The organism is Flavobacterium sp. (assembly GCF_044376915.1).
In the GTDB taxonomy this organism is placed as follows: domain Bacteria; phylum Bacteroidota; class Bacteroidia; order Flavobacteriales; family Flavobacteriaceae; genus Flavobacterium.
Genome location: NZ_JBILKB010000129.1, coordinates 1 through 3,278, shown reverse-complemented (window position 1 = coordinate 3,278; position 3,278 = coordinate 1). Strand labels below are relative to the sequence as shown.

Here is a 3,278-nt window from a genome sequence, read left to right as displayed (position 1 = left end):
TAATTTCATCCTCATATTTAGCTGGGAAAGTGGTTGCTAATTTACCTGACGGATTAACTTTTCCTGAAACTACATCTGCAATTGAATTTCCACCTTCTAATCCTGGTTGCCATGCCAATAAAATGGCATCTACTTGCTCTCTCCATGACATCACTTCAATCACTCCACCAATATTTAAAGTCACAATCACTTTTTTGTTTTGTGCATGAAAAGCAGTTGAAACGGATTTAATTAGTGCAATTTCTTTTTCAGATAAAGTAAAGTCGTCTTTAACTTTTCGATCCTTTGTCTCACCTGCATTACGTCCAATAGCAATAATTGCTACTGAAGATTCATTCGCTGCTTTGGTAACTAAATCAGTAGCTACTTCCATTTCTTGTATAGGCATATTCGGACTCATCAATTCTTCCCAAAAACCAAGCTTAGGTCTTTTGGCAAATTCGGCAGCCATATAATTTGAATAAGCAAGATATAAATTGCTATTTAAGGTATATCCAGCTTTAAATAAACCATCTGCTAATGTCACGGTATACATTTTATTTACGTTACCGCTTCCAGTACCGCCAGCTATCAATTCTAATTGATTAACGCCAAATAAAGCTACTTTGCTACCAGATTCCAATGGTAATGTTTTTGCATTATTCTTCAATAATACCATGCTTTCTGCAGCTACAGCTCGAGCGATTTGCGCATTCTCCTTTAAAGGAGGATTATCACTGTATTGATACCCATTAAAAATTGGTGACTTAACTATGATATTTAATATTTCAGACACATTTTGATCTACAACAGACTCAGCTAATTTTCCTGATTTTACTGCTTCTATAATAGCAGTACTTTGTTCTGGATTACCTGGCATAATTAAGTTATTACCTGCACTAATTTGCGACACTGCATTATTGCCGCCAAACCAATCAGTCATCACGAAGCCTTTAAAGCCCCATTCTTTTCTTAAAACGGTAGTTAACAATTCGCCATTTTCAGAAGTAAAAGGCCCGTTCATTAAATTATATGAACTCATGATTGTCCATGGACTTGAATGTTTCAACATGATTTGCCATCCCTTTAAATAAATTTCACGGATAGCTCGTTCACTAATAATCGTATTCAATGAATTACGATTTGTTTCTCCATTGTTAGCGAAAAAATGTTTAGCAGAAACGCCGACTCCGTTGCTTTGTATTCCATTTACCACTGCTGATGCCATTTGCCCAGTTATAACAGGATCTTCAGAATAATATTCAAAGTTTCTACCTCCTAATGGATTACGGTGAATATTCATACCTGGACCAAGGATCACATCAATTCCATATTCTTTGGCCTCTGCTCCATAAGCCGCTCCAACTTTGCGAACCAATTCAGTATCCCAACTTGATGCTAATAATGAACCAATTGGCCATGCTGTTGCATAATAGATTCTACTTTTACCGCCGTTAAATGCATGAACACCTGCTGGTCCATCGCAAACCACTAAAGATGGAATTCCTAAGCGAGGTATAGCATAAGTAGACCCAGCAGCACCTGTAACTCTTTTTTGCGCTTCAGTTGGTACAACAGGAGCACCTGGAATTTGAACACCTGGAACATACATTCCTTGACCAACTAATAAATTTGCTTTTTCTTGAAGGGTCATTGATTTAACCACATCATTTATTGGACTTTTCCCTAATTGAGGAAGGGTTTGTTGCGCCATCACAATAGCGGAACTCATTAATAGGATAAAGATTCCATTTATTTTTTTAAAACTGATTTTCATAAAAGGTAATTTAGGGTTAAAATATCATTATGTAATACTGACACAATGATAAACAATTATAAATTATTAAACAAATATTAGTTGCAAAATTAGATTTTCAAACGAAGCGATAATAGCAGACGCGAGATAAATAGAAAAATGGAGATAATAATTGCAAAATTTCTCTTTTGAAAGAAATAATAAAAACCTCACGCAGTTTCCTAAGGCAGAGGGTATGGATGATTTTGGAGAGTAAAATCCATTAAAAAACCCCTAACACTTTGGTATTAGGGGTTTTACTTTTGTAGCGAGACCGAGATTTGAACTCGGGACCTCAGGGTTATGAATCCTGCGCTCTAACCAACTGAGCTATCTCGCCATTTCTAGAGGTTACAGCATCCTGTAACGCGGGTGCAAATATAGAAATAATAATATCGTTTCCAAGAAATATTTAACAAAAAAATATTTTTAAAAACACTTTTTTTTTGACTTTATATTCTTATATTTCAAAAAAATTAAACAGTATACATGGAATCAAAAGTACGCTATGAGATAGAGTTTCCCATTAATTCTTCCCCTCAATTATTGTATCAATATATTTCTACTCCTTCTGGGTTATCAGAGTGGTTTGCGGATAATGTTAATTCTCGTGGCGAGTTTTTCACTTTTATTTGGAATGACTCTGAAGAGAAGGCAAGATTAGCTTCAAAAAAATCAGGTGAAAAGGTAAAGTTCAAATGGGTGGATGATAATGCAAAAGATACTGAGTATTTCTTCGAAATTCATATTTTGGAAGATGAGTTAACCAAAGACGTTTCTTTGCTCATAATTGATTTTGCGCCTCATGACGAAATAGATGAAGCTAAGCAACTATGGGAAAATCAAGTGTCCGATTTAAAACATCTTATCGGATCAGTGTAGTAAATCTATTTTTGACTTATATTTGCCCTGAATACATTCAGGGCTTTTTTTATGGATAATTGTAACGGAGACAGTAACGCACAAGAGAATATGCTAACTCAAAATCGGGCTTTTTTATACGGTGATGCGGTTTTTGAAACCCTAAAAGTTGTACAGGGTAAAATACTCTTTTTAGAAGATCATTATTTTAGACTGATGGCTTCTATGCGTATATTACGAATGGAAATCCCTATGGATTTTACCATGGAATTTTTTGAAGAACAACTGTTGTCAACGGCAAATAAAGCAGGTTGTTTAGATTCTGCCCGTGTTAGAATTACTGTGTATCGCAATGATGGAGGGTATTATTTACCAGTTACCAATACCATTTCATATTTAATTCATGCCACTCCATTACAAAATCAAGTTTATATTTTAGAATCTTCATCCTGCGAAGTGGATTTGTACAAAGATTTTTACATTAGTAAGCAGTTACTCTCTTCTTTGAAAACTACTAATAAAGTACTTCATGTTACAGCTAGTATTTATGCCAATGAAAATGATTTAGACAACTGTATTTTACTTAACGAAAGCAAAAATGTAGTCGAAGTTATCCAAGGTAATATTTTTATGCTTCAAGGTA

At 34.7% G+C, this 3,278-nt stretch carries 3 protein-coding genes and 1 tRNA gene; 2 read left to right on the top strand and 2 right to left on the bottom strand.

All coding sequences use genetic code 11. From position 1 onward, the window contains the following. Both ACIQ6Z_RS09645 and ACIQ6Z_RS09640 read right to left on the bottom strand, forming a co-directional pair. The coding region (locus ACIQ6Z_RS09645; protein ID WP_396210667.1) for a glycoside hydrolase family 3 C-terminal domain-containing protein at nucleotides 1–1,756 on the bottom strand (1,756 nt) is incomplete at its 3' end. 284 nt (nucleotides 1,757–2,040) lie between these two features. Further along, a tRNA-Met gene (locus ACIQ6Z_RS09640) sits at nucleotides 2,041–2,114 on the bottom strand. Between the two features lie 149 nt (nucleotides 2,115–2,263). Between ACIQ6Z_RS09640 and ACIQ6Z_RS09635 the strand changes: the two genes are divergently transcribed. After that, the gene (locus ACIQ6Z_RS09635; protein ID WP_396210666.1) at nucleotides 2,264–2,656 is read left to right on the top strand and encodes an START-like domain-containing protein; all 393 of its coding nucleotides are present in this window, start codon (nucleotides 2,264–2,266) and stop codon (nucleotides 2,654–2,656) included. A gap of 51 nt (nucleotides 2,657–2,707) precedes the next feature. Beyond that, nucleotides 2,708–3,278, top strand: a 571-nt coding sequence (locus tag ACIQ6Z_RS09630; protein WP_396210665.1) for an aminotransferase class IV, incomplete at its 3' end; no start/stop codon positions are given.